Annotated in this window: 20 protein-coding genes and 3 tRNA genes; 5 read left to right on the top strand and 18 right to left on the bottom strand. The window is 71.7% G+C overall.

Features of this window, described 5'->3' with window-relative positions:
* Positions 1-20 precede the first annotated feature (20 nt).
* Positions 21-1,487 carry a cardiolipin synthase gene (cls, locus tag MRBLMI1_RS10290; RefSeq protein ID WP_367732129.1) on the bottom strand — a complete coding sequence of 489 codons (1,467 nt, stop codon included), beginning with the start codon at positions 1,485-1,487 and terminating at the stop codon, positions 21-23.
* A 63-nt stretch (positions 1,488-1,550) separates the two neighbouring features.
* Positions 1,551-1,748, bottom strand: a complete 198-nt coding sequence (locus tag MRBLMI1_RS10285) for a hypothetical protein (RefSeq protein ID WP_367732127.1) — start codon at positions 1,746-1,748, stop codon at positions 1,551-1,553.
* 131 nt (positions 1,749-1,879) lie between these two features.
* Between MRBLMI1_RS10285 and MRBLMI1_RS10280 the strand changes: the two genes are divergently transcribed.
* Complete coding sequence (locus MRBLMI1_RS10280) at positions 1,880-3,013, top strand: DUF4192 family protein (RefSeq protein WP_367732126.1); 1,134 nt, start codon at positions 1,880-1,882, stop codon at positions 3,011-3,013.
* Here MRBLMI1_RS10280 and lysS read toward each other — a convergent pair.
* The 13 genes from lysS to tilS form a co-directional block, all read right to left on the bottom strand.
* Entirely contained in the window at positions 2,964-4,484 is a 1,521-nt protein-coding gene (lysS, locus tag MRBLMI1_RS10275) for a lysine--tRNA ligase (RefSeq protein WP_367732125.1), read from the bottom strand. The two genes, MRBLMI1_RS10280 and lysS, sit on opposite strands and share 50 nt — an antisense overlap.
* A 114-nt stretch (positions 4,485-4,598) precedes the next feature.
* Positions 4,599-5,453, bottom strand: a complete 855-nt coding sequence (gene panC / locus MRBLMI1_RS10270; RefSeq protein ID WP_367732124.1) for a pantoate--beta-alanine ligase — start codon at positions 5,451-5,453, stop codon at positions 4,599-4,601.
* Positions 5,450-6,169 (bottom strand): DUF2520 domain-containing protein, encoded by a 720-nt coding sequence (locus tag MRBLMI1_RS10265; protein ID WP_367732066.1) that lies wholly within the window; start codon positions 6,167-6,169, stop codon positions 5,450-5,452. Before MRBLMI1_RS10265 ends, panC begins: the two co-directional genes overlap by 4 nt.
* Complete coding sequence (locus tag MRBLMI1_RS10260) at positions 6,166-7,905, bottom strand: PH domain-containing protein (RefSeq protein ID WP_367732064.1); 1,740 nt, start codon at positions 7,903-7,905, stop codon at positions 6,166-6,168. Before MRBLMI1_RS10260 ends, MRBLMI1_RS10265 begins: the two co-directional genes overlap by 4 nt.
* The gene (locus tag MRBLMI1_RS10255) at positions 7,902-8,486 is read right to left on the bottom strand and encodes a PH domain-containing protein (RefSeq protein WP_367732062.1); all 585 of its coding nucleotides are present in this window, start codon (positions 8,484-8,486) and stop codon (positions 7,902-7,904) included. Before MRBLMI1_RS10255 ends, MRBLMI1_RS10260 begins: the two co-directional genes overlap by 4 nt.
* Before the next feature lie 76 nt (positions 8,487-8,562).
* Complete coding sequence (locus MRBLMI1_RS10250) at positions 8,563-9,060, bottom strand: DUF3180 domain-containing protein (protein ID WP_367732060.1); 498 nt, start codon at positions 9,058-9,060, stop codon at positions 8,563-8,565.
* On the bottom strand, positions 9,057-9,584 hold the full coding sequence (folK, locus tag MRBLMI1_RS10245; RefSeq protein WP_367732057.1) for a 2-amino-4-hydroxy-6-hydroxymethyldihydropteridine diphosphokinase: 528 nt from the start codon (positions 9,582-9,584) through the stop codon (positions 9,057-9,059). Before folK ends, MRBLMI1_RS10250 begins: the two co-directional genes overlap by 4 nt.
* Entirely contained in the window at positions 9,581-9,949 is a 369-nt protein-coding gene (gene folB / locus MRBLMI1_RS10240; protein WP_367732055.1) for a dihydroneopterin aldolase, read from the bottom strand. The genes folK and folB overlap by 4 nt, the downstream gene beginning before the upstream one ends.
* On the bottom strand, positions 9,949-10,749 hold the full coding sequence (gene folP, locus MRBLMI1_RS10235; RefSeq protein WP_367732053.1) for a dihydropteroate synthase: 801 nt from the start codon (positions 10,747-10,749) through the stop codon (positions 9,949-9,951). The genes folB and folP overlap by 1 nt, the downstream gene beginning before the upstream one ends.
* On the bottom strand, positions 10,746-11,333 hold the full coding sequence (gene folE, locus MRBLMI1_RS10230; RefSeq protein WP_367732050.1) for a GTP cyclohydrolase I: 588 nt from the start codon (positions 11,331-11,333) through the stop codon (positions 10,746-10,748). The genes folP and folE overlap by 4 nt, the downstream gene beginning before the upstream one ends.
* A gap of 6 nt (positions 11,334-11,339) precedes the next feature.
* Complete coding sequence (gene ftsH, locus MRBLMI1_RS10225; protein ID WP_367732048.1) at positions 11,340-13,343, bottom strand: ATP-dependent zinc metalloprotease FtsH; 2,004 nt, start codon at positions 13,341-13,343, stop codon at positions 11,340-11,342.
* Positions 13,344-13,531: 188 nt separating this feature from the next.
* Positions 13,532-14,083 carry a hypoxanthine phosphoribosyltransferase gene (hpt, locus tag MRBLMI1_RS10220; RefSeq protein WP_367732046.1) on the bottom strand — a complete coding sequence of 184 codons (552 nt, stop codon included), beginning with the start codon at positions 14,081-14,083 and terminating at the stop codon, positions 13,532-13,534.
* Between the two features lie 9 nt (positions 14,084-14,092).
* On the bottom strand, positions 14,093-15,115 hold the full coding sequence (gene tilS / locus MRBLMI1_RS10215; RefSeq protein ID WP_367732044.1) for a tRNA lysidine(34) synthetase TilS: 1,023 nt from the start codon (positions 15,113-15,115) through the stop codon (positions 14,093-14,095).
* Positions 15,116-15,192: 77 nt separating this feature from the next.
* Between tilS and MRBLMI1_RS10210 the strand changes: the two genes are divergently transcribed.
* Positions 15,193-15,726 carry an inorganic diphosphatase gene (locus MRBLMI1_RS10210; protein WP_367732041.1) on the top strand — a complete coding sequence of 178 codons (534 nt, stop codon included), beginning with the start codon at positions 15,193-15,195 and terminating at the stop codon, positions 15,724-15,726.
* Positions 15,727-15,787: 61 nt separating this feature from the next.
* Here the strand turns inward: MRBLMI1_RS10210 and MRBLMI1_RS10205 are convergent, their stop codons facing one another.
* The gene (locus tag MRBLMI1_RS10205) at positions 15,788-17,269 is read right to left on the bottom strand and encodes a M23 family metallopeptidase (RefSeq protein WP_367732039.1); all 1,482 of its coding nucleotides are present in this window, start codon (positions 17,267-17,269) and stop codon (positions 15,788-15,790) included.
* 214 nt (positions 17,270-17,483) lie between these two features.
* Here MRBLMI1_RS10205 and MRBLMI1_RS10200 point away from each other — a divergent pair.
* The 3 genes from MRBLMI1_RS10200 to MRBLMI1_RS10190 all read left to right on the top strand — a co-directional run bounded on the left by MRBLMI1_RS10200 (position 17,484) and on the right by MRBLMI1_RS10190 (position 17,794).
* Positions 17,484-17,556, top strand: a tRNA-Glu gene (locus MRBLMI1_RS10200).
* Positions 17,557-17,583: 27 nt separating this feature from the next.
* Positions 17,584-17,657: transfer RNA gene (locus tag MRBLMI1_RS10195), tRNA-Asp, on the top strand.
* 64 nt (positions 17,658-17,721) lie between these two features.
* Positions 17,722-17,794 (top strand) — tRNA-Phe (locus MRBLMI1_RS10190).
* A 204-nt stretch (positions 17,795-17,998) separates the two neighbouring features.
* On the opposite strand, the gene MRBLMI1_RS10185 is transcribed toward MRBLMI1_RS10190, so the two are convergent.
* Both MRBLMI1_RS10185 and chrA read right to left on the bottom strand, forming a co-directional pair.
* Positions 17,999-19,585, bottom strand: coding sequence for an AMP-binding protein (locus MRBLMI1_RS10185; protein WP_367731966.1), 1,587 nt, complete (start codon positions 19,583-19,585; stop codon positions 17,999-18,001).
* 150 nt (positions 19,586-19,735) lie between these two features.
* Positions 19,736-20,920 carry a chromate efflux transporter gene (gene chrA, locus MRBLMI1_RS10180; protein ID WP_367731964.1) on the bottom strand — a complete coding sequence of 395 codons (1,185 nt, stop codon included), beginning with the start codon at positions 20,918-20,920 and terminating at the stop codon, positions 19,736-19,738.
* Positions 20,921-20,964 lie beyond the last annotated feature (44 nt).

Raw genomic sequence — 20,964 nt, 5'->3', positions numbered from 1 at the left:
GCCACCGGCGAGCGGCCGCCTTACTGGAGGGCGGAGGTCAGCCGGGCGAGGTTGTCGAGGATCGTGGAGCGCAGCGGCTGGCGGCGCCACTCCTCGATGGTGAGCTCACGGCTGAGGCCGCGGTACACGTCCTCGACCGCGCGCATGTCGCGGACGAACTCCTCGCCGCGCACGAGCATAGACACCTCGAGGTTGAGACCGAACGAGCGCATGTCCATGTTGCTGGAGCCGATGACCGCGACCTCGTCGTCGATCGTGAGGCTCTTGGAGTGGAGGATGAACGGCTTGCGGTACATCCAGATGATGACGCCCGCGTTCAACAACGCTTCGTAGTAGCTGCGCTGGGCGTGGTAGACCATCGCCTGGTCGCCCTCTTCGGAGACGAAGAGCTCGACGTGGACGCCGCGCTGACACGCCGTGGTGATGGCCAGGAGCAGCGCCTCGTCGGGGACGAAGTAGGGGCTGACGATGATGATGCGCTCGCGGGCGGCGAAGAGCAGGCCGAGGAACAGCTTGAGGTTGTTCTGGAAGTCGAAGCCCGGACCGGACGGAACGATCTGGCAGTCGAGGTCGCCCGGCCCCGAGCTCACGTTGAACAGGTCGATCTCGTCGCTCAGCGTCTCGTCCGTCTCGCTGTACCAGTCGCTGAGGAAGACCGCGTTGATGCTCGCGACGACGGGCCCCTCGACCCGCACCATCATGTCGACCCAGTGCAGACCGCGGCGGATGTTGCGGCGCAGGTTGTAGGACGAGTCCGTGACGTTCTGGGAGCCCATGAACGCGACGTCGCCGTCGATCACGAGGAGCTTGCGGTGGTTGCGGAGGTCCGGGCGCTGCCACCGCCCGCGCAGCGGCTGCACGGGGAGGAGGAGGTGCCAGTGCGCCCCCATCGCGTCGAGGCGGCGGAGGGTCTGCTTGTAGAACGGCTTGCCGCGATTGGCCCAGTGGTCCAGCAGCACGCGGACGACCACGCCTCGGGCGGCGGCCTCCTCCAGCGCGCGGAAGAAGTTGTCGGTCGAGTCGTCGGTCTGCAGGATGTAGAACTCGACGTGCACGTAGCGTTTCGCCTGGCGGATGGCGTCCGCCATGGCATCCAGGCTCTCCTGGTAGTCCGCGATGAGCGTGGCGGCGTTGTCGCCCGCGATCGGCATGGCCCCGAGGTTGCGGTTCAGCCGGACGAGGGCCCGGAACCAGTCGGGGGCGTGCGGGCGCAACGTCCCGAAGTCGAGCGAGGCGCTGGTGTCGTGGATGTAGTGGTTGATCGCGGTCTGCTTGCGCCGGCGCACGCGTGGGAGGCGTGGGTTGCCGATGAGCAGGAACAGGAACACCCCGACGAACGGGATGAAGTAGATCGCGAGCAGCCAGGCCATCGCGGCGGTGGGCCGACGGTTGCGCGGGACGATGATGATCGCGGCGATGCGCACGACCAGGTCGACCACGAAGAGCGTGATGACGAGCCAACTCGCTTCGAAGGTGGCGTCGAACACGGGTCCTCCTGGACGGTCGGTCTCCCCAGCGTAGTGAGTGGGTCCGACGGAGCCCGACGCGGGCTAGCGGCTTGACGTCTCGGTGGTCGGTGCTACCGGGGGCAGACCGCGCTTCGCCCGCTCCTGCGCCTCGACGCGCGCGTACGCCTTGCGCTCCGTGCGGTCCATGCGCAGGACGCCGCGGAGGATCAGGTAGAACGTCAGCGACACCACGATGGTGGGCAGGATCGCCCAGAGGACTGCGACCCAGTAGTTATCCACCCCGCAAGGATACCCGCGGCGCCTGAGCGAAGGACGGGAAGTCTCCTCCACACGCAGCGGATCTCCGGATCCGTCCCCGGACGAGCCGATCGGGCCGACGGGCGACGGCCCCGCCGGAGCAGGGTGCTGGCATGTCCACCATCATCCGTGCCGCCACATCGGCGGAGTTCCTCTCCCTCGTCCCCCATCTGCTCGGCTGCACCCCCGTCCGCAGCCTCGTCCTCGTGCCGTTCGTCGGCTCCCGGACCCTCGGCGCCCTGCGCGCCGATCTGCCCGTCGAGGGCGACACCGACGATCTCGACCGGATCGCCTCCACGCTCATCGGACTCGTGTGCAAGGTGTCGCACGTCGACGCGCTCGCCGTCGTCGTCTACACCGACGACCCGGTCGGGACGACGCCGCGTCCGCACGCGGCCCTCATCGACGCGCTCCTGTCCCGCGCGGACATCTGCGGGCTCGAGCTCCGCGACGCGCTCGCCGTCGGACCCGACGGGTGGACGTCGTACCTCGATGACGCGGGTGCCCGACCGCACGCGGAGCCGGCCCCCGTCGGAGGCCCTGATCACCCGCTCGACGCCGACCAGTTCGTCCGGGCGGAGCTCCCGGAGCTGGGGCTCCTCCGCACGGAGCATCTCGCGCGGGTCGGGCTGGAGCTGGAGAACGGGCTGGCGGACACCTGGAGCGCCTCCGCGGCCACCGCCGCGCTGCACCTGTCCGACCCCTGCGTGCTCTTCGAGGACCTGGTGGACGCGGAGCCCGACCCGGACGACGTCCCGCGCCTGGCCGGGATGCTGTGGGCGCTGCAGCGCCCGGCCCTCCGCGACGTCGCCCTCACCCAATGGGCCACCGACCTGCCCACCGGCGACCGCGCCCTGGACGCGCAGCTCGCCTTCCTCGACGGGGATCCGATCGACGAGGATCTGGCCGAGACCCTCCTCGGCGAGGGCGAGGTGCCGGACGTCCGTCGCCTGACCCGCGGCCTCGACGTCTGCCGACACGTGGCGGCCGCCGCGCCGCCCGCGCTGCGACCGGGGCCGCTGGCCGCCGCCGCCTGGCTGTCCTGGGCCCTCGGCCGGTCCACGCACGCGGGGACCTATGCGGCTCACGCCCGGGCGATCGACGACGAGCACGGACTCGCCGGCATCGTCCTCGCCCTCGTCGCGGGTCAACGACTGCCCGAGTGGGCGTTCCGGCGCGAACCGCCGGTCGCGGCGGCTACTTCACCAGCGGGAACAGGATGGTCTCGCGGATACCCAGGCCGGTGATGGCCATGAGCAGCCGGTCGATGCCCATCCCCATGCCCCCGGTCGGCGGCATGCCGTGCTCGAGCGCGCGCAGGAACTCCTCGTCGATCGGCATCGCCTCGACGTCGCCGCGGGCGGCGAGCTTGGCCTGCTCGGTGAAGCGCTCGCGCTGGATGACCGGGTCGATGAGCTCCGAGTACCCCGTCGCCAGTTCGAAACCGCGGACGTACAGGTCCCACTTCTCCACGACGCCGGGGATCGACCGGTGCTCGCGGACCAGCGGGCTCGTGTCCACGGGGAAGTCCATGACGAAGGTCGGCCGCGTCAGCCCGCCCTTGACGAAGTGCTCCCACAGCTCCTCGACCCACTTGCCGTGGGTCTCCTGCGGCGGGGCGTCGACGCCGGCCTCGGCACCCAGGGCGCGCAGCTCGTCCAGGGACGTCTGCGGGGTGATGGCGTGACCCGAGGCCTCCGACAGCGAGTCGTACATCGAGATGCGGTCCCAGTCCCCGCCCAGGTCGTACTCGGTTCCGTCCGCCCAGGTGACGGTCGTCGAACCGGCGACCGCGACCGCGGCGTCCTGGATGAGGGCCTGGGTGAGGTCGGCGATCCCGTTGTAGTCGGTGTACGACTGGTACGCCTCGAGCATCGCGAACTCGGGGCTGTGCGTGGAGTCGGCACCCTCGTTGCGGAAGTTGCGGTTGATCTCGAAGACGCGGTCGATACCGCCGACCACCGCGCGCTTCAGGTAGAGCTCCGGGGCGATACGCAGGAAGAGCTCGGCGTCGAACGCGTTCGAGTGGGTGACGAAGGGACGCGCGCTGGCGCCGCCGTGCTGAACCTGCAGCATCGGCGTCTCGACCTCGACGAAGTCCCGCTCCGCGAACGTGCGACGCAGGCTCGCGTTCACCTTGGCGCGGGCCAGGACGGTCTCGCGGGCGCGATCGCGCACGATGAGGTCGAGGAAGCGGCTGCGGACGCGGCTCTCCTCGCTCAGCTCCGTGTAGAGGTTGGGCAGGGGCAGCACGGCCTTGGCCGCGATGGCCCAGTCCGACACCATGATCGACAGCTCGCCGCGGCGGCTGGAGATGACCTCGCCCGAGACGAACACGTGGTCGCCGAGGTCGACCAGGTCCTTCCACTGCTGCAGCGACTCGTCGCCCACGTTCGCGAGCGACACCATCGCCTGGATGCGACTGCCGTCACCGGCCTGCAGGGACGCGAAGCACAGCTTGCCCGTGTTGCGGCTGAACACCACGCGACCGGCGACCCCGGCGGTCGTCCCGGTCTCCGCGCCGGCCTCGAGGTCGCCGTAGCGCTCGCGCAGGGCGGGGATGGTGTCCGTCACCGGGACCGTCACCGGATAGGGACCGCCCGCGGCGTCGGCGCGCTCGGCGAGCAGGCGCTCGCGCTTGGCGAGGCGGACCGCCTTCTGCTCGAAGACGTCGTCTTCGGGGGAATCGGCGGCGTCGTTCGCGGGCGCGTCGGTCATCGTGGAGGCTCCTCGGGGTCGGCATCCAGTCTATTCGCCCGGCCCCTCGGCCCCCGCGCCGCGGACGTCGTCGCCCCACCGCCGCCGGACGGCCGGGGCGAGGCGGATCCCGGGTCAGCGCAGGGCGATCTCCGCGTTGTCGATGAACCGGTGACCGCCGACGGTCGCCGCGATCAGGGCGAGGGCGCGGCCGGTGTGGTCCTCGTCCACCGAGAGGAACGTCTCGGGGTCGACGACCGAGAGGTACTCGAGACGGATGCGCGGCTCGCCCATCAGCGCCGACTGCGCGGCGGCGATGCAGGCGTCCACGCCACGGTCGGCATTGGATGCCGCCGCCTCGAGGGCCTGCGGAAGCTTCGACGCGGCACGACGATCGGCCTCGTCGAGGAGCGCGACCCGGCTCGAGACCGGCAGGCCGTCCTCCGTCCGCACCGTCGGGACCGTGATCACGTCGATGCCGAAGTCGAGATCGCGCACCATGCGCTGCACGAGGAAGGCGCGCTGAAGGTCGCGCTCCCCGTAGACGGCGACGTCCGGGCGCACGAGGTGGAACAGCTTGGCCTCGACGGTGAGCACGCCGTCGAAGTAGAAGGGACGCAGGCGCCCCTCGTACCGGAGCCCGACGTCTCCGGCGGCGACGCGCATGCTCCCCGTGCCCGCGGGCAGGAACTCCGCGGCCGTGGGGGCGAAGACGATGTCGACCTCCAGATCCCGCAGGATCTCGGCGTCGCCCAGCGGCGAGCGCGGATAGGCCGCCGTCTCCTCCGCTGTCCGGAAGCGCAGCGGATTGACGAAGGTCGAGACGACGACGACGTCGGCCGCGTCGCGCGCCGCGCGGATCAGGTCGACGTGACCGTCGTGCAGGGCGCCGAGTGTCGAGACCAGGGCGACGCGCGGCCCTCGTTCCAGCTGGTCTGCGCCTCGGATCTCGCCGAGTCGGGTGCGCAGATCCCGGGTGGTGCGGATCATTGGTCGATCGTAGCGTCGCGATCGTCGCGCGGCCGACCGGCGCCATCCGCGAGCGCCTGGTCCACGCTCGAGCGCACGAGTGCCGACAGGTATCCGCCGGGATTGTCGACGCCGACGTCCGACAGGAGCGCGCTCGCCTGCCGCACGATGGACCGCGAGAACTCGGTCGCCGTGCCGATGGCCTCGGCGTACGCGACGCGGTCGGCTTCGGCGATCACGACGGGCTCGCAGCCCAGCTCGACGGCGAGGGCCTGCGCGATCGGCAGGACGGGGCCCGGTGCCGTCACCGCCGCGTACCCCTGCGCGAGCTGCCGCAGGTCGATCGAGGTCCCCGTGAAGGTGATCGCAGGATGGATCGCCAGGGGGATGGCCCCCGAGCGCAGGGCGGGAGTCAGCACGTCCGTGCCGTACGCAGGATCGGTGTGCAGGACCAGCTGTCCCGGCTGCCACGCACCCAGCTCCGCGAGACCGCCGACGAGCCCCGGCAGCTGGTCGTGCGGCACCGCCACGACGACGAGCTCGCTCCGACGCACGACCTCCTCCGCTGTCAGCACGGGCAACCCGGGGAGGACCGCCTCCACCCGGTCGTCGTCCGAGCCCGACGTGATGCCGACGAGCGCATGGCCCGCTCCGGCCAGGGCCGCTCCGACGACGGGGCCCACCTTGCCGGCGCCGATGATGCCGACGCCGAGGCGTCCGTCCCGCCCCGGGCTCATCCGGCCCACCGGTGGCTGCGGTCGCCCGCCGCCGCGGCGACGGCACTCGCAGACGTGTCGTCCAGGAGCCGCACGGCGTCATCTCGGTCCAGCACGCCCACCGACGTGGGGACCGAGCCCGGGATGACGTGGGCGGTCACCGTCGCGGTCCGCATCGCACGGGCGAAGGGGCCCTGACGGACGCCGACGGACTGGAGACGCGCGAGCGGGAAGACGGAGAGCGAACGCCAGAGCCACCCGCGACGCAGGAACAGGGCGTCATGGGTGAGCAGGAACCCGTTGCGCCGCCACGAGAACAGGCGCAGGAGACGGGCGCGAGCGGGCGTCGTCGTGAACGGATCCGTCGGACGGGGACCGAGGACACCGTCCTCGAAGAGCGCGGCCCATTCCTCGGGTGGGAGTCCGGGCGCCAGCACGCCGAGCACGCGCTCGACGTCCGCCCGCGTCCCGACCGGCAGCACCGCCGCGAACTGGTCGGTGCTCGTGTCCGTGGCACCACGCCCGGACAGGCGGTTGACGGACACGGCCCACCAGCCGAACGGCCGCCAGAGCAGCGGCTGACGCACCTCCACGGCGTGGATGCGTCCGGGCGGCACGACCTCGCTCACCGTGGTGAACAGTCCGAAGGTGACCCGGACGCCGTCGGGGGTCGGCGCGATCGAGTACCGCAGGCCGCGCGCCAGCGAGCGCACGTAGTAGGCCGCGAAGCCGAGGAACGCCGGCACGACCGAGAACAGGACCCACAACGTCGACGTGGAGGCCGCGACCACGGTGACGACGACGAAGACGAGGAGGAGCACGGTGGAGCCGCCCAACAGACGGGATGCCGCCAGCCGACCGACCGGGATGCGCACGACGCTCTCGGGCTCGGCGTCGGACAGGTCCTCGCCGACGACGATGCCTTGGACGCCGTCGCCGACGACGCCCGCGGCGCGCTGCGCGAGGGAGCCCGGGCCGGCCGCGGCGGGCGATGCGCCCCGCGTGGACGCGGCCGCGAGCCGTCGCCCCGACGCCAGCCGCAGGATGTCGCCGCGCACCGTGTCGGCGTCGCGCGTGCCGAGGTACTCGAGCTTGACGTTCGCGTCCAGCCCCGCGCCGACGACCTCGAGCTTCGCCATCCCCAGGAGCCGCGCGATCATCGGCCGGGTGAGGTTGACCCCCTGGACGCGGTCGAGCGGGGCACGGCGGTGCGTGCGGAACAGGACACCCGACCGCACCTCCACGTCGTCGGCGCCGATGCGGAAGGTGTGGAAGCGCCACGACAGCCGGAACGCGACCAGCAAGACGATCAGAACGGCCAGGACGCCACCCCCGGCGATGAGCAGCAGGTTGTTGCCGAGGATGAAGTCGATCGGGTCCGGCGGGTACTCCCCCGGGGGGACCTCCGAGAACGCCGGGACGAAGAGCTCGAGCAGCCGCTCCCGTGCGTTCGCGATGAACACTCCGATGATCACGAGCAGGAACAGCCCGCCGCGGAGCAGGGGGGTGAGCGGGTGAAGGTGATGCCATTCCCCGTCGCTGAGGGGCGATCGGACGCCGGGGCGCTCGGGCCCGTTCGGCTGCGGTGCACGGTCCTGCCCGTCCGGCTGCGGTATCACCGGGGTCGGCACGTCCGCCCGCGACACCGGGGTCGGCACGTCCACCGGCCCCGCCGGGGCCGATGCGTCCGGCTGCGGAGTGAGAGACGGCCCCACCGGCGCGGCCCACCCCGGCTCGGGCGGACGGGAGTCGGTCACAGTCCGGTCCGTCGGGTCTCGGCGACCTCGATCAGGGTGTCGCGCAGCTGCTCGGCCGCCCGCTGGGTGAGGCCCGGGATCGTGACGCCGGTGGACGCGGCGGCGGTGACCAGCTTGAGCTGCGCGATCCCGAACCCGCGATCGAGAGGGCCGTGCGTGATGTCGACGAGCTGCATGCGCCCGTAGGGCACGGCGACCACCCGCTGCCACAGGATGCCGCGGCGGAAGACCAGATCGTCCCGGCGCAGCTGATACCCGAAGGACCGCGCTTGCCGCGGGGTGATCGCGAGACCGAAGGCGGTGACGAGCAGCACGACCCCCGCGGGGATCCAGTGCCACGAGAAGCCGAAGACGACCTGGACGACGATGGCCGCCGCGAGCACCAGGAGGAGCACGGCGCCCTGCGAGATCACCTGGACGAGGACGTAGGCGCGTGCGAGCTGGTGCCAGGTGCCGTCGCCGAGCGGCAGTCGGCCCTCGCCGCGCGGCTCCGGGATGCGGGAGAACGTGCGATCGTCGAGCGCATCGACCTCGCCGGACGGCGCGACCACGACGGGCGCCTCCCCCGACGGCGGAACCATCGACGCTTCCGGCGCCTCCCCGGCAGAAGACTCCTCCGCAGACACGACACGCACCGACGCCTCCCCCGGCGTCACGTCACCGGACGGGCGGAAGGGACTCGGGGCGCTCTCCGGAGGACCCGGGGTGTTCGTCATCATCGTCCTTCCGAAGGGTGCACAGCTGCTCGGCGACGAGCCCCGCGACGACGAGCAGTGCTCCGCACACGGCCGTCGCGATGATCGATCCCAACGAGCCTAGCGACGGGGTGACGGGACGGGTGAGAACGAAGGCGAGAAGACCGAGGGCGAAGCCCGTGGCCGCGGCGCCCAGGATCGAGGACGCCTTGGCGAGCACGGCGATGCGCAGAGCGCGGAACGGGTCCACCCGCCGCGTCGACCGTCCCCGGCTCCCGCGGAACACCGGAACGGCGAGCGCCACGACGATGCCGCCGAGCAGCACTAACAGGATGGGCAGGCTCACCGCGGGCGAGAACGTCGCCCGCCCCATCGAGGTCAGCATCATGTCGAGCAAGAACCCGGCCGCACCGCCCACGATGGCGGCCGCGACGAGGATGCTCGGTCCCGTGCGCCTCATCGCGTCTCCCCGCGCACCTGGGCCAGCAGAGCCGCGACCCGTCCGCGACCCGGGATGGTGGCATCCGGATCCACCTCCGCCCACGGGGCGAGCACGAACTCGCGCTCGTGCGCCCGCGGATGGGGGACGGTGAGCTTCTCCGTCGCGACCTGCAGATCGCCGTAGGCGATGAGGTCCAGGTCGAGCGTACGATCCCCCCAGCGCTCGCGGCGCACGCGTCCGTGACGCGCCTCGATGCCGTGCAGGTGGTCGAGGAGGGATGCCGCGCTCAATCTCGTCCGCACGAGGGCGACGGCGTTGAGGTACCGGGGGGCGTCGACGTCCTCGCCGTGCAGCGTGACGGCGACGGTCTCCAGGGGGGCGGACACCCGCACATCGGACGTGAGCGGCAGACGGCGCAGCTCGCCGACGGCGGCGTCGAGGGTCTCGGCGCGGTCGCCGAGGTTCGCGCCGAGGGCGATGACGGCGGGCACGGGTTCCGCGGCCGGCGGCTCGCCGACGCCGTGCGCCAGACCGAGGCTCACGCGCGCCCCCGACGGATGGTCACGGACACGTCGCCGAAGGGGACGGCGATCGGCGCCTGCGGCTTGTGCACCGTGATCGCGGTGAGACGGACCCGGTCGTCGGCGAGGACGACGTCTGCAATCCGCTGGGCGAGGGTCTCGAGGAGGTCGACGGGGTCGCCCGTCACGACCGCCGCGATCCGCTCGGCCAGCTCGCCGTAGTGCACCGTGTCCGCCACGTCGTCGGTCTCGGCCGCGCGCTGCAACGACAGGAAGAGCGTGGCGTCGACGACGAACTCCTGTCCGTCGCGTCTCTCGTCCGGATAGACGCCGTGGTACCCGCGGGCGCGGATCCCCGTCAGCGTGATCTCGTCGGCGAAATCCATCAGCCCTCCCAGGCGCGGGCGACGGCGAGCGCGTCGCGAGTGGTCGGCACGTCGTGCACGCGGACGGCCCACGCCCCGGCGCGAGCCGCGAGGACGCTCGTGACGGCGGTCGCGAGGTCGCGGCGCGGCAGCGTGAGCTCGTCGCCGTCGGCGTCCAGGACATCCGCGAGGAAGCGCTTGCGGCTGGTTCCCACGAGCAGTCGCGGGCCGAGGGCGCCGAGGGCCGGCAATGCCCGCAGCGTGGCCCAGTTCTGGTCGCCGCGCTTGCCGAACCCGATGCCCGGGTCGAGGACGACCCGCGACGGGGCGATGCCCGCGGCCGCGGCGGCCTGCAGACGGGCCGACAGCTCGGCGGCGACCTCGCGGCCGACATCGCCGTACTCCGCGTGGGCGTACATCTCCGACGAGGGCCCGCGCCAGTGCCCGAGGGCGATGTCGGCGTCGGTCCCGGCGACGGCGACGAGCATGTCGGGGTCGGCGAGACCGCCCGATACATCGTTGACGAGGCGCGCTCCCGCGCGCACCGCGGCCGTCGCGGTCGACGCGTTCATCGTGTCGATGCTCACGTACGCCCCCTCGGCCGCGAGGGCCTCCACGACGGGGAGCACCCGCTCCTGCTCGACCCGCGGGGCGACCCGCTCGGCGCCGGGGCGCGTCGACTCGCCGCCCACGTCGAGCAGGTCGGCGCCCTCCGCGCGCAGCCGACGCGCGTGGGCGATCGCCGCGTCCGGGTCGAGGTACCGGCCGCCGTCGCTGAAGGAGTCGGGCGTCACGTTGACGATGCCCATGATCAGGGTCACGCGCGCCCGCCGATCAGGGACACGAGCTCGGCGCGAGCGACCGGCTCGGTGTAGACGCCGCGCGCCGCGATCGTCACCGTCGAGGCATCCGGCTGGCGCCCTCCGCGCATCGTGACGCACTCGTGGACCGCGTCGAGGATGACGAGCACCCCGCGGGCGTCCAAGGCGGTCGCGATGGCGTCGGCGACCTGCTCGCCGAGGCGCTCCTGCACCTGGGGCCGCGCGGCGAGGATGTCGATCACCCGCGGCAGCGCGCCGAGGCCGACGACCTCCTCCCCCGGCAGGTACGCCACGTGCGCGTGTCCGCGGAAGGGAAGCAGATGGTGCTCGCACATCGAGCGGAAGGAGATGTCGCGGACCATGACGGCCCCGGACGGGAGGGTGTCCGGAGCGGGACCCCGGCTCACCGAGATGGTGTGCGCGAGAGGCGCGCCCGCGTCCTCGCCGACACCGGAGAAGAACTCCGTCCACGAGTCGGCGACGCGATCGGGAGTCTGACGCAGCCCGGGGCGATCGGGGTCCTCCCCGATCGCCTCGAGCAGCTCGCGGACGAGGGCGGCGACGCGTGTGCGGTCGACGGCCACGGCGCCCTAGGCGGTCGCCGGACGCGTCTGCCCGCTCGGACGACGCTGACCCTGCGGCGAGGTCTGCGGCTCGGCCTCGACGGACGCGGCGACACCGGCCGGGGCCTGGCGACGCGGCACGTCCACGGGGGGCAGCGACGACACCGGACGGTCGCCCGACGACAGCCACTGGGGGCGCGGGGGCAGACGCTTGACGTCCGTGAAGATCTCGGCGAGCTCGAGGTGGTCGAGCGTCTCCTTCTCGAGCAGCGCGAGCGCCAGGCGGTCGAGCACCTCGCGGTTGTCGTTGATGACCTGGTACGCCTCGTTGTGCGCCTGCTCGATGAGACCGCGCACCTGCGCGTCCACCCGCTCGGCGATGCGCTCCGAGAAGTCGCGCCCGTGGCCCATATCGCGGCCCATGAACACCTCGCCCGACGAGGAGCCGAGCTTCACCGGACCCACATCGGTGGTCATGCCGTACTCGGTGACCATCTTGCGGGCGATGCTCGTCGCCTTCTCGATGTCGTTCGACGCACCGGTGGTCGGGTCGTGGAACACGATCTCCTCGGCGACGCGACCGCCCATGGCGTAGGTGAGCTGGTCCTGCAGCTCGTTGCGGGTGACCGAGTACTTGTCGTCGAGCGGCAGCACCATCGTGTAGCCGAGCGCCTTGCCGCGCGGGAGGATCGTGACCTTCGTGACGGGGTCGGTGTGGTTCATCGCCGCGGCGGCGAGGGCGTGGCCGCCCTCGTGGTACGCGGTGATGAGCTTCTCCTTCTCGCGCATCACCCGGGTACGACGCTGCGGTCCGGCGATCACGCGGTCGATGGCCTCGTCCAGAGCGCGGTTGTCGATCAGCTGCGCGTTCGAGCGCGCCGTGAGCAGGGCCGCCTCGTTGAGGACGTTCGCCAGGTCGGCACCGGTGAAGCCGGGCGTCTTGCGGGCGACGACCTCGAGGTCGACGGAGTCCGACAGCGGCTTGCCGCGGCCGTGCACCTCGAGGATGCGCTGGCGACCCTTGAGGTCCGGCGCGTCCACGCCGATCTGGCGGTCGAAACGGCCCGGACGCAGCAGCGCCGGGTCGAGGATGTCGGGACGGTTCGTCGCCGCGATGACGATGACGTTGACCTTCGGGTCGAAGCCGTCCATCTCGACGAGCATCTGGTTCAGCGTCTGCTCGCGCTCGTCGTGACCGCCGCCCATGCCGGCGCCGCGGTGGCGGCCGACGGCGTCGATCTCGTCGATGAAGATGATGGCCGGGGAGCTCTCCTTGGCCTGGTTGAACAGGTCGCGGACGCGGCTCGCACCGACACCGACGAACATCTCGACGAAGTCGGATCCCGAGATCGAGTAGAACGGCACCCCGGCCTCACCGGCGACGGCGCGCGCGAGCAGGGTCTTGCCGGTCCCGGGAGGGCCGTACAGCAGCACGCCCTTGGGGATGCGCGCGCCGACCTCCTCGAACTTCTTCGGGTCCTTCAGGAACTCCTTGATCTCGTCGAGCTCCTCGATCGCCTCGTCCGACCCGGCGACGTCCTGGAAGGTGACCGTCGGGGTCTCCTTCGTGACGAGCTTGGCCCGCGACTTGCCGAACTGCATGACCTTGCTGCCGCCGCCCTGCGCGCTGGACAGCAGGAACCAGAACAGCAGGCCCAGCAGCACGAGCGGGAGGATGAGCGAGAGGAAGCCGTCGAACCAGCTCGGACGCGGCACGACGTCGTTGAAGCCGTCGGACGGCGCCGCGGCGTTGATCGCGCTGACGACCTCGTCGGCGCGGGCCGTGCCGTAGTAGAACTGCACGTCGTTCGCGCCCTCGAACGGCTGCGAGAGCACGAGGTCCACGCGCTGATCCGTGTCGTTCGTCGTCGCCGAGGTGACCGTGTCGCCCTGGAGCAGCTGCAGGCCCTCCTGAGTGGAGATCTGACGCGCCCCGCTCAGGTTGGAGATGAGGGAGAACCCGATGACGAGGAGCAGCACGACCAGCAGCACGTAGACGATCGGATTACGCGTGATCTTCTTGAAGTCCATGGTGTGGGCGAGCCCAGCCCTTTCGTGAACCGCCCGGGGAAAGCGGTGGATTCAGGGTAACGCGGTCGGGCTATGCCGGGACTGTGCGTTCGTCATGGGCGTACGCGACCTCCCGCCGGGCGGGGCCGGGAGGGCGCGGCATCCCGCAATCATCGAGACGAATGGATGCCGCTCCCTCGCTGCCGAGGTCAGGAGTACACGTGCGGGGCGAGGACGGCGACGTCCCGCAGGTTGCGGTACCGCTCGGCGTAGTCGAGGCCGTAGCCGATGACGAAGTCGTTGGGGATGTCGAACCCGACGTAGCGGCAGTCGACCTGCACCTTCATCGCGTCGGGCTTGCGGAGGAGGGCGAGGACCTCGACGGAGGCCGCGCCGCGCGACGCGAAGTTCTCGAGCAGCCAGCTGAGGGTCAGGCCGGAGTCGATGATGTCCTCGACGATGAGGACGTGCTTGCCGGTGATGTCGGTGTCGAGATCCTTGCGGATCTGGACGACGCCGCTGGACCGGGTGCTCGCACCGTAGGACGACACGGCCATCCAGTCCATCGAGACGTGCACGGGGAGGTGGCGGGCGAAGTCCGCCATGACCATGACGGCGCCCTTGAGCACGCCCACGAGGACGACCTCGCGGCCGGCGTAGTCGCTCACGACCTGCTCCGCGAGCTCGGCGAGCTTCGTGTGGATCTGCTCCTCGGTGAGGAGGACTTCGCTGATGTCGTCGGAGATGTCGGCCGCGCGCATCCCCCGAGTCTAAGCGTCGTCTCCCGCGCCGCCGACGGACGACGACCGCGCGACGATCTCCACCCGGGCGCCGATGCGGCGGGCGAGGCATCCGGGCAGGTCGATCGGGCCCTGTCCGCGCCAGTCCGTCGCCAGCCGCGCGACCTCGAGCGTCTGCGAACGGGTCAGCCCCACGCCGAACTCGCTCTCGACGACGTACCGGATGACGCGGTTGCGGATCGCGGCGGGGTTCGCGACGAGGGCGGCGACGGAGATCGAGATGCCGGCGTCGGCGTGCTCCACGATGTCCTCGATCGTCTCGTCGATCATGTCCTGGAACGCCTCGGCGTCCTCCCGCAGCTGCTCCGCCGTCCGGGCCAACGCCTCGGCCACACCGGGTCCGAGCTCGCTTTCCAGCACGGGGAGCACCCGTTCGCGCACGCGCACCCGGGCGAAGGACGGATCGGCGTTGTGCGGGTCGCTCCACGGGTCCAGACCTTCGGCCGCACAGGCCGCGACCGTCGTGCGACGCCGCACGGACAGGAGGGGACGCAGCCACCGCACCCCGGCGGCATCCCGTCGCTCGGCGGCCATGCCCGCCAGGCTCGCCGCCCCCGATCCGCGGGCGAGACCGAGCAGGACCGTCTCGGCCTGGTCGTCGAGCGTGTGCCCGAGCAGCACCGCCTCGGCGCCGACGTCGCGCGCCGCGCGGGCGAGCCCCGAGTAGCGCGCGTCCCGGGCGGCGGCCTCCGGCCCGTCTCCGCGGCCGACGTCGACCCTCACCACGCGCGCGGTCAGCCCCAGGGCGCGCGCGGCCTCGGCGGCCCGGGCGGCGACGGCATCCGAGCCCTCCTGCAGACCGTGATCGATCACGACGGCCTCGACCGGGATGCCACGGCGAGACGCCTCGAACGCCGTCGCGGCCGCGAGGGCCAGGGAGTCGGGGCCACCCGACAGGGCCACGACGAGCGGGCCGTCCGCCTCGGCGATCGCCGCGCGCACCGCCCGTCGGACCTCGGCGACGGCAGGGTCCAGTCCAGGGCGACGCTCCACCGTTCCACGGTAGCGGGGAGGGCGGGACGCCCCGGCTAGGCTGGGCGGCGGTTATCCCTGATTGAAGGAGCAGACGTATGGGCGCCTACGACGCCGTTATCGAGATCCCGCGCGGCAGCCGCGTGAAGTACGAGGTCGACCACGGCACCGGCCGCGTCTACCTCGACCGCATCCTCTACACGGTGTTCGGCTACCCGGCGAACTACGGCTTCTTCGAGAACACCCTCGGCGAGGACGGCGACCCGCTCGACGTGCTCGTCCTCCTCAACCGCGAGATCCACCCCGGCGTGCTCGCCAAGGTGCGCCCCGTGGGCGTCCTGAAGATGAGCGACGAGGCCGGCGGCGACGACAAGGTCGTGGCCGTGCTGGCGAAGGACCCCCGCTGGGACCACATCCAGGACGTGAACGACATCGACGAGTGGACGAAGAAGGAGATCACCCACTTCTTCGAGCACTACAAGGACCTGGAGCCCAACAAGTGGGTCAAGGTCGACGACTGGGCGGATGCCGCCGAGGCCGAGCGTCTCGTCTCCGAGGCCTTCACCCGTTTCGAGGAGCACGACGAGCAGACCAAGACGCAGGGCTCCGGCGAGGCGCCGAACACGCTCTGACCTCTCCTCCCTCGACGAAAGCCCCCGGTCCGCGGACCGGGGGCTTTCGCGTGGACGAGCGTCAGACGGAGACGCCGCGGCTGCGCAGGAACGCCGCGGGGTCGGTGGTGCCGCCTCCGGCGGGGTAGACCTCGAAGTGGAGGTGGCATCCGAACGAGTTGCCGGTCTGGCCGGTCGCCGCGATCTGCTGGCCCGAGCTGACCCGCTGGCCGCTGGAGACGTAGATGCCGCCGCCGACGATGTGCGCGTAGCCGGTGGACGTGCCGTCGTCGTGCTGGATGCGGATGTAGTTGCCGTACCCGCCGTTGTAGCCGGCGTAGGTGACCCGGCCGTTGGCCGCGGCGTAGATGGGCGAGTAGCAGCCGGCGCCGAAGTCGAGGCCGAGATGCCACGAGCTGGCGCAGTAGCTGGGGGTGCACTGGCTCGACCGCGGGCCGTAGCCGGAGGTCGTGCCCGCCGACGAGGGGCGCGCCCAGCCGGAGCCGACCACGGCACCGCCGTTGCCACCGCCGCCGCCGCCGGAGCTGCTGCCCCCGCCGCCACCGCCGCCGGAGCTGCTTCCGCCGCCACCGCCGCCGCCGTTGCTGGGGGCCGGACGGCTGGCCGCCGCCTGCGCGGCCGCACGGGCCGCCGCCTCGCGCTCGGCGCGGGCGCGGGCCTCGGCCTCTTCGCGCGCGCGGCGCTCGCGCTCCTCGCGGGCCTTGCGCTCGGCCTCGACACCGGCCTGGTACTCCGCGACCGTCTTGGCCGTGGTGTCCTGCAAGGCGGCCAGCTGGGCCTCGAGGGTCACCTGGTTCGCCTGCTGCGCGGCCAGAGCGGCCTGCGCGGCGTCCGCGGCCTGCTGGGCCGCGACCATCTTCTCCTCGGCGAGGGCCTTCAGCCGGTCGCGCTCGGTGCGCGCGTCGACGGCCTGGTCGCTCAGCAGCCGCGCGGAGTCGCGCGCGGTCACGGCCTGGGCGTAGACCGACTGGTTGCGCTCGAGGAGCTTGTCCATCGTGCCGAGTCGGGCGAGCAGGTCGTCGGCGGTCGCGGCGGAGTCGGAGAAGAAGAGTTCGAGGGAGGTGTCGTCGCCGCCGGAGCGGTAGAGCTGGGCGGCGACCTTGCCGGCCTTCTGCGCCGCGTCCGTGGCCTTCGCGGCCTCCGCGTCGGCCTGGCTCTGCAGCTGCTGCGCCCGGTAGTCGGCCTCGAGGTAGGCCTGCTGCGCGGCGTAGTACTCGTCGGAGCGCGCGATGACCTCGGCCTGCGTGCGTTGGACGTCGGACTGCAGCCCGGCGATGAGGCCTTGGATGCGCGTGATCTCGCCGGCCTTCGCGGCCTCGTTCGCACGGGCGGCCTCGACGTCCGCCCACGACGGGTAGTCCGCCGCGAACGCCGCGGGGATGAGCGTCGTCGAGGTCGTCGCGAGGGCGCCGAAGGCGACGGCACCGATGGCGCCGTAGGTCAGCGCGGTGCGACGGTCGACGGACGGCCACAGGAGCTTCCGCTCCCGCGGGGTGGGGGCGCAGCCGCAATCGTCTGCATCATCGAGGCGCTCGAGCGTCACGGGAATACCTCATCTCACCGGATCGCAACTCGGAACACAGTAGCAACACGAGTCCCACGAACAACAGGGCGAGTTGGCGTATCGACGCTCATCCTGCCCCCTCGACACGCCCGTGATGCAGAGGACGCGCCCTGGATTCGCAATCCCGCAGATCTTGAAGTAGGCTCGGCTGTCGGCAAGTGAGGGAGAAACCGCAAGGTTTTGATCTCGATCCGGCCCCATCGTTTAGCGGCCTAGGACGCCGCCCTTTCACGGCGGTAGCACGGGTTCGAATCCCGTTGGGGTCACTCACCGGCCGAAAATTAAACAAGCATGGCCCTGTAGCGCAGTTGGTTAGCGTGCCGCCCTGTCACGGCGGAGGTCGCGGGTTCAAGTCCCGTCAGGGTCGCTCCATAGCGACGGGCCTTCTTTCGAGGAGGCCTTTCGTCTAGGAAGCGGCAGACATGCCGCTCGGCTCTGTAGCTCAGTTGGTAGAGCGCACGACTGAAAATCGTGAGGTCACGGGATCGACGCCCGTCGGAGCCACACGGATCATCATTACAGTGATCCCAGAAACCCTCGCCTAGCTTCTACATGGCGGGGGTTTTGCTTTTCCCGGCCCCGCGTATCCCCAGCGATGCAGCCGAATTCGGGGCGGATTTCGTGCAGCGGGGCGCACGATGACCGCCCCACTGCACGAACCGCGCCCCGAACCCGCGAAGCCCCGAGCCCGCCGACGCGGCCCGCGACTCACACCTTCTCGCGCGCCCGCAGGTCCTTCCGGAGGATCTTGCCCGACGCCGACTTCGGCACCGCGTCGATGAACTCCACCCGCCGCACCTTCTTGTGCGGGGCGACCTCCGCGGCGACGAACGCCATGACCTCGTCCTCGTCCAGCTCGGACCCGGGCTGTCGCACGACGAACGCCTTGGGGATCTCCTGCTTGTCCTCGTCCTGGACGCCGATCACGGCGGCATCCATGATCCGGGGGTGCGAGAGCAGCAGGGCCTCGAGCTCGGCCGGGGCGATCTGGTAGCCCTTGTACTTGATCAGCTCCTTCAGCCGGTCGACGATCGTGAAATACCCGTCGACGTGGTGCACGGCGATGTCGCCGGTGTGCAGGAAGCCGTCGTCGTCGAGCGTCTCCGCGGTGGCGTCCGGTCGGTTGAGGTATCCGAGCATGACGTTCGGGCCGCGCACCCAGATCTCGCCCGGCGCGGTCAGGCCGTCGTCGCCGTGCTCCTCCAGCTCGGCACCTGTCTCGGGGTCGACGAGCTTCGCCTCGCAGTTGGCGACGAGGACGCCGACCGCGCTGACGGGCATGTCGGGACGCTCCGGCGGGATCGTGTGCGACACCGGGCTGAGCTCGCTCATGCCGTAGCCCTGGAAGATCCGGGCGTTCAGGCGCCGTCCGGCGGCCTCGGCCGTCTCGCCGTCCAGCGGGGCGGCCCCCGAGAAGACCGTGTGCACGCTGGAGATGTCGAACTCGTCGACCACCGGGTGCTTCGCCAGCGCGACGGCGATCGGCGGCGCGATGAAGAGGAACGTGCACTGGAACGACTGGATGCTTCGCAGGAACTCCACCAGATCGAAGCGCGGCATCGTGACGAGGCTCGCGCGCTGCCGCAGGGCGAGGTTCAGCAGCACCGTCATGCCGTAGATGTGGAAGAACGGCAGGACCGCGAGGACGCGGTCGGTGTGGTCGAGCTTGATGCTGACGCGGCACTGCGCCACATTCGCGACGAGGTTGCGGTGCGAGAGCATCACGCCCTTGGGGGTGCCGGTGGTCCCCGACGAGTACGGCAGCACGGCGACGTGCGTCGCCGGGTCGAACGTCACCTCGGGCGGCGTGCGCCCCTCGCCGAGCAGCGAGCGGAGGTCGGGGTGGCCGTCGGCGCCGTCCAGCACGATCACGTGGTCGTCGTCGATCCCGACGGCCTGCGCCGCGGCGGCGGCCTGTGGGAGCAGCGGCGACACGGTCACGAGCCACGTCGCCTCGGCGTCGCGCAGCTGCTTCTCGATCTCGTTGGCCGTGTAGAGCGAGTTCACCGTCGTCACCGCCGCTCCGAGCCGCAGGGCGCCGTGGAACACCGTGGCGAAGGCGGGGACGTTCGGACACAGCAGCGCGATGACCGTGCCCACCTCCACGCCGCGGGCGGCGAGCGCACCGGCGAAGGCATCTACCTGCGCCTTCAGTCCGCGGTACGTCGTCTCGTTCGAGGTCGCGGGGTCGATCAGGGCGACGCGATCCAGGTCGGCGTCGTCGAGCGAGCCGAACAGGTAGTCGTAGACGCTCTCGTCCGGGATCTCGATGTCGGGATAGGGGCTCTGGAACACGGTGCTCTCCTTCGAAACCGGTGCACACATCCTGGCACGCGTCCCGGCGGGGAGGGTCGCCGGCGTCGGGAGGAGATGTCGGCACGGGAGGGCCGACCCGGGGCGTTCGCTCCTCCGCTCCCGACATCTCCTCCCGCCACGGCGTCGCGCTCACACGAGTGCCAGCACGACTCCCCCCGCGGCGCCTGCGAGCACGACCGCCCAGGCCGGCGCCCGGAACGCCGTCAGCAGCACGAACCCCAGCAGGGCCAGCACGAACGGGCCGGGGCCGGTCACCGCGGTCGTGAACACCGGCGTGTAGAGGGCGGCCCCCAGGATGCCGACCACGGCGGCGTTCGCGCCGCGCATCGCCGCGCGCACGCGGGGCCGGGTGCGCAGCGCGTCCCAGAACGGCAGCACCCCGACCAGCACGAGGAAGCCGGGCAGGAAGATCGTCGCGAGCGCCACCGCGGCGCCGAGCATCCCGCCCGGGCCGACGCCGGAGACCGCGCCGAGATACGCGGCGAAGGTGAACAGCGGCCCGGGCACGGCCTGCGCGGCGCCGTAGCCCGCGAGGAACGCCTCGGGCGAGACCCATCCCGTCTGCACGACCTCGGCCTGCAGCAGCGGCAGGACCACGTGGCCGCCGCCGAAGACGAGCGCCCCGGACCGGAAGAACGCGTCAGCGAGGGTGAGCGCGCCGGAGCCGGTCACCGCCGCGAGCACCGGGAGGGCGACCAGTCCCGCGGCCAGGAGGGCGAGGCATCCGATCCCCACTCCTCGGGGCACGCCGAACCCCGTCCGGGGCGGCGCGTCCACCGGAACCGCCTCGCGCGACAGCACCAGACCCGCGACGACACCCAGCACGATCGCGGCGATCTGCCCCACCGCGGACGGGGCGAGCAGCGCCACGGCCGCCGCGACGACGGCGATCCCCGCGCGGGCCGGGTCGGGCGTGAGGGTGCGGGCCATGCCCCACACCGCGTGCGCGACGATCGCGACGGCGACGATCTTGAGCCCGTCGATCACCCCCTGACCCAACGGACCGCCGAGGGCCACCGCGCCCGCGGCGAACGCCACCAGGAGCACCGCCGACGGCAGCGTGAAGGCGAGGAAGGCCGCGAGCGCTCCGACAGGTCCGGCCCGGCGCAGCCCGATCGCGAACCCCACCTGGCTCGAGGCCGGCCCCGGCAGGAACTGGCAGAGGGCGACGAGATCGGCGTACTCCCGGTCGTCCAGCCACCTCCGGCGCGCGACGAGGTCGTCGCGGAAATACCCGAGATGGGCGACCGGTCCGCCGAACGAGGTGAGACCGAGGCGCAGGAACGCGACGAACACCTCGACCGCCCCCGTCATGCGCACCACCGTCCCGTTGTGTCAGCCCGGGTGAAACAGCAGGT

The organism is Microbacterium sp. LMI1-1-1.1, assembly GCF_040815675.1.
In the GTDB taxonomy this organism is placed as follows: Bacteria; Actinomycetota; Actinomycetes; order Actinomycetales; family Microbacteriaceae; genus Microbacterium.
Note: the sequence above shows the minus strand (reverse complement) of the source record. Positions and strands in the feature narration are given on the sequence as shown.

Excerpts from the sequence above, each read along its gene's own strand:
- chrA (WP_367731964.1), bottom strand. The coding sequence starts at position 20,920 with ATGACGGGGGCGGTCGAGGTGTTCGTCGCGTTCCTGCGCCTCGGTCTC.
- MRBLMI1_RS10210 (WP_367732041.1), top strand. The coding sequence starts at position 15,193 with ATGGGCGCCTACGACGCCGTTATCGAGATCCCGCGCGGCAGCCGCGTG.
- MRBLMI1_RS10280 (WP_367732126.1), top strand. The coding sequence starts at position 1,880 with ATGTCCACCATCATCCGTGCCGCCACATCGGCGGAGTTCCTCTCCCTC.
- folB (WP_367732055.1), bottom strand. The coding sequence starts at position 9,949 with ATGGATTTCGCCGACGAGATCACGCTGACGGGGATCCGCGCCCGCGGG.
- lysS (WP_367732125.1), bottom strand. The coding sequence starts at position 4,484 with ATGACCGACGCGCCCGCGAACGACGCCGCCGATTCCCCCGAAGACGAC.
- ftsH (WP_367732048.1), bottom strand. The coding sequence starts at position 13,343 with ATGGACTTCAAGAAGATCACGCGTAATCCGATCGTCTACGTGCTGCTG.
- MRBLMI1_RS10255 (WP_367732062.1), bottom strand. The coding sequence starts at position 8,486 with ATGGTTCCGCCGTCGGGGGAGGCGCCCGTCGTGGTCGCGCCGTCCGGC.
- MRBLMI1_RS10265 (WP_367732066.1), bottom strand. The coding sequence starts at position 6,169 with ATGAGCCCGGGGCGGGACGGACGCCTCGGCGTCGGCATCATCGGCGCC.
- hpt (WP_367732046.1), bottom strand. The coding sequence starts at position 14,083 with ATGCGCGCGGCCGACATCTCCGACGACATCAGCGAAGTCCTCCTCACC.
- panC (WP_367732124.1), bottom strand. The coding sequence starts at position 5,453 with ATGATCCGCACCACCCGGGATCTGCGCACCCGACTCGGCGAGATCCGA.
- MRBLMI1_RS10250 (WP_367732060.1), bottom strand. The coding sequence starts at position 9,060 with ATGAGGCGCACGGGACCGAGCATCCTCGTCGCGGCCGCCATCGTGGGC.